Source organism: Opitutales bacterium, assembly GCA_013215165.1.
In the GTDB taxonomy this organism is placed as follows: domain Bacteria; phylum Verrucomicrobiota; class Verrucomicrobiia; order Opitutales; family JABSRG01; genus JABSRG01.
Window position 1 is genome coordinate 1 of the sequence record JABSRG010000120.1, and the last position, 3,874, is coordinate 3,874.

The 3,874-nt window shown below is 47.9% G+C and carries 3 protein-coding genes and 1 pseudogene; all 4 read right to left on the reverse strand.

Features of this window, described 5'->3' with window-relative positions; genetic code table 11:
- Nucleotides 1–2 precede the first annotated feature (2 nt).
- Entirely contained in the window at nucleotides 3–1,415 is a 1,413-nt protein-coding gene (locus HRU10_15090; GenBank protein NRA28558.1) for a HAMP domain-containing histidine kinase, read from the reverse strand.
- Nucleotides 1,408–2,124 carry a response regulator transcription factor gene (locus HRU10_15095; protein NRA28559.1) on the reverse strand — a complete coding sequence of 239 codons (717 nt, stop codon included), beginning with the start codon at nucleotides 2,122–2,124 and terminating at the stop codon, nucleotides 1,408–1,410. The genes HRU10_15090 and HRU10_15095 overlap by 8 nt, the downstream gene beginning before the upstream one ends.
- A gap of 18 nt (nucleotides 2,125–2,142) precedes the next feature.
- Nucleotides 2,143–2,682, reverse strand: a pseudogene (locus HRU10_15100) (outer membrane beta-barrel protein).
- A 233-nt stretch (nucleotides 2,683–2,915) separates the two neighbouring features.
- A complete protein-coding gene (locus tag HRU10_15105) occupies nucleotides 2,916–3,425 on the reverse strand; it encodes a fasciclin domain-containing protein (protein NRA28560.1) in 510 nt (169 codons plus the stop codon).
- Between the last annotated feature and the right edge of the window lie 449 nt (nucleotides 3,426–3,874).

The window sequence follows — 3,874 nt, forward strand, 5'->3', positions numbered from 1 at the left end:
GATCATTTCATGCTTCCAACACCCACATGCCAAATACGCCGCATGAAGTCACCTTTTGCATTAGCGGAGTAATAAACAATTCTAAGCCGATAGTGAGTGCCCTGGGTGGTGTTTATTTTCTTAAGTTTCCAACCTTCTTTGTCGCAAAGCCTCTGAACGAGGGACAGTCCAATACCCGCGCCCGTTTTTGAGGGCGAATCGGGGCTAATTCCCTTATCGATGAAGTCTAGGTCAAATGATTCGCCCTCAATAGAAAGTAGTCGTATCGTTAATGAGCCTTCTTCAAGATGAGAGAAGGAGTTATTTATCAAGTTATGACAAATGCAGAAGAGGGATTCTCTTTGGTGCTGGCACTGGTATGTATCTGGTATGTCGATGCATAGCTGGATCTCTTTTGTCGGGTGCAGGACCTGGATTTCTTCGATGACCTCGTCCACGAGTTGCCTCAGTATCCATTCTTCTGTGACATTAGGTCGATGAGCCTGGCTGCGTGCTAAAATCAAGAATGCATTCACAAGACGCTCCATGCGTAAGCCGCTACGTGCGATGCGTTGCATGACTGATTTCCGTCTCTCGGTGTCCGATGGTTTTAGCTCTTTTTCAAGAGTAAGGGCGCTATTCAGGATAGTAATCGGAGTCCGCAATTCGTGACTGCAGTCGGAAATAAAAGCTTTTTCTCTCTCTAATGAGCGTTCGAGTGAGTGCGCATAGTCATCTATAACACACTCTAAAAACTTGATCTCATCTTCTTTATAGGGGTCTGTGTGTGAGGACACTTCTGTTGTGGATTTCGTACGATTTCGTACGCGCATGGTGAGGGTTTGTATAGGAGATATAGCCCACCGAATTATTATATACCCTGATATGAATGCGCCTATCACAATAGCTGTTAAATATGCGAAAAAAAACTGTGTGATCGTCCCAGATTCCTTTTCAGTAAATTCGCTGAATTCTAAATCTAAAATGATCCACAATTCTGGGCTGGTTGCGTTGGCAGGCTCATACCACAACCTATATTCTCGCTCCCGTGGATTCGCGACCCATCGATCCCAGCGATCTGACCACGAATCGCCGAACAAAACGTTGCGTCCTGCGTCGTCCGCAAAAAATGTATGCAAGCCGGGGGTTTGGGGCCATGCGGCTGCACCATGCTCGCCGATGAGTTCATCTTTTGAATTCGCGATGAAGAGGGACTGTTGGGAGACCAGTGGATGATCTCGGTAGAAAATCACTTGATCGATGGTGCGCATGATAAAGCGATCGAGTGTGGCGTCTTCCATAACGGCGATTATAAGCCACACAGCTATGGAGCCCAAAATAGTTAAAGAGACCACCAAGCCAACGAGCAGGCGGTAGATCCTCTTCTGTAAGCGAGTCCGAGGGACAATAGACTTTAACAGCTCTACCTTACTCAAGTGTGCTTCGACTTTCTTTAATCTGATATCCGACGCCACGATGCGTCACAAGTTCGACTTGGGAGTGGGGCGCATTTAATGCGGTGCGCAAGGAAGCCACGTGTGAGCGCAGGGCGTCACTGGCAGGAGGTAGCCCATGCCATAACACGCGCTCAATCTCATCGCGTTCGACGACCCTTGGCGCTTCTTGGATAATCAGTTTTAGGAGCTGATAGCCCATGCGTGTGAGTTGCAGGGGTCTGCTCTGGTGGGTGACTTCACGGGTAGCCAAGTTGATTGAAATATCTCCAAAGCTCAGGATGTTCTCGAAAGGTGGGGTGCCTCCTTTGGACCGCCGTACCAAGGCGTTGAGACGAGCCTCGAGTTCATCCAGTGAAAATGGTTTTGGCATGTAGTCGTCAGCGCCTGCTTGAAATGATGACAGGCGTTGTTCGATTTGGTCTGCAGCAGTGAGTATAATGATGGGTAAGCTGCTGGCAGTCGATGCGCGTATCCGTTCGCAGAGGTCTATGCCGTCAATGCCAGGAACATTGATATCGAATATCGCTGCACTGAAACTCTCGGATAATACTTTGTGTAGGGCCAAGGCCCCGGTGGGGGCATAATCAACCAGCCATCCCTTAAGCTCCAGAAAGTCGACGATATTTGCCGCCAGGTCAGAGTCGTCTTCCAGAAGAAGTATCGGTTTGGAAGCTGGATGATTTGCCATGATAGGTGGTTTAATCTGCTAGAAGCGAAAACGTATACCAGTCAGAAAACTCGTACTATCGTAGTCCGCACCGAGAGTGGATCCCTGATTGGTTTCTGGAGATAAGTCTACGGAGCTAGCTAACTGATAGCGACCTTCGATAAAGAGTGACCATCGTTTGTCCCAAAAGTATTCGAGACCCCCCATGATTTGAGCAGTCGGCACCAATGAGTCACTAAAGGATCGCTCCAACCCATCTACTGTAAAGTCTACATCCACTTCTTGGAGAAACCCAATGCCTAGACCGACGAACGGAGTGACTTTTCCCCATAGCGGTGTACCGTTCTTTTTCGAAAAGCTATAAACTGCATTTAGCATCAGGTTCGTCGAGGCGTAGTCGCTTTCTTCGAGAGCCCCGTAGGTTCCACCACTGAGAGAGTCTGCATCGTTTGTTCGGTAAAAGAACTCCAGTTCCACCGCCCAATTCGCGTCAATCTCGTAACCGAGTCCGATTCCGAATAGCGTCCCCCCCGAAAACTCCGCTTCCGTGGTATTGCTATCCTCGAAACTCGTATCTGATAGAGTGGAAAACCCACCGAATACATCAACTTACAGGCGGTCAGTCCAAGTCTGTGCATGAGTTGAAATAGCTAGACCCGAGCAGGCGAACGTCAAAAAAGACATTCGAATGTAATTTATAAAAAAGTTCAGTCTCATCGTTTTTCTTTAGGGTAATGCGGGCCACGGAAACCAAGGCTTGTAGATAGATTCTTAACCTATCCTGCAGGTTCCGTACGGCCCGCTTAGTTTATTCAGTTGATGGCTACCTCGGGTAAGATGACTGAATCGATGACGTGAATTACGCCATTGGCTGCCATGATATCTGTCTTTACCACGTTTGCATTATCTATGGTTATGGTGCCGCGTGATACCTTGAGCTGAGCTGCTTGCCCGTTGACTGTTTTTACGGGCATCGTCTTCACAGCGGAAGCGGGCACAGTACCTGGAACCACGTGATAGGTGAGTATGGAGACCAACATATCTTTGTTCTCTGGTTTCAAGAGTGACTCCAAGGTCTTTGCGGGTAGGGCGTCAAAGGCCGCATTTGTCGGTGCAAACACCGTGAATTCGCTCTCGCCCGAAAGCACATCTACTAGCCCTGCAGCTTTAACTGCGGCGACCAGGGTGCTGAAGTCAGCATTCGAAGCAGCGATTTCGACAATATTTGGCTGTGAAGCCGCATCGTTTTTCTTGGCTCCATGAGCGATTGAGAGAAAGCCTGCGATGCAGACTGCGATCAAGGGGATCATTTTTGTAAGCATTTTTAAATGTGCTTCAATCCGGTCGAGACCCGATCCGCGTGACCAAGTTATTGCTCTCCGAATATGAAGACGTGATCCATCATCTCAAAACCAACGTGAAATAAGCGTTAAATGAGCGGAAGATTTTCGTGTAAAATTAAACCTGGATTAGGCAATAGGAGCGGGCAAGGAGGCTCTGTGCACGTGAGGATGGTCAAATCCATGGAGTCTCAGTGTCTCAATGTGATCAGTAATACCGGATGCATCGACTTTTTGTAGGGTGATCGCGAGAGCGATTGCCTGGTAACGCATGCTTTAGGTTTATCCCCAGTTAACACTTTGCTGTTTTGCTCTTTTTATTGTATGCAGGATACGAGTGTGAAGGTGGATCGAGATGTGTCGTCCTGAAATAGGTTGTCATTTCATACACGAAATCGAAACCAATGAAGGCAGCTAAGAAAGAAAAAATC

Bases quoted from the DNA above. Each gene is read 5' to 3' on its own strand.
- HRU10_15105 (NRA28560.1), bottom strand. From the start codon at position 3,425: ATGCTTACAAAAATGATCCCCTTGATCGCAGTCTGCATCGCAGGCTTT.
- HRU10_15095 (NRA28559.1), bottom strand. From the start codon at position 2,124: ATGGCAAATCATCCAGCTTCCAAACCGATACTTCTTCTGGAAGACGAC.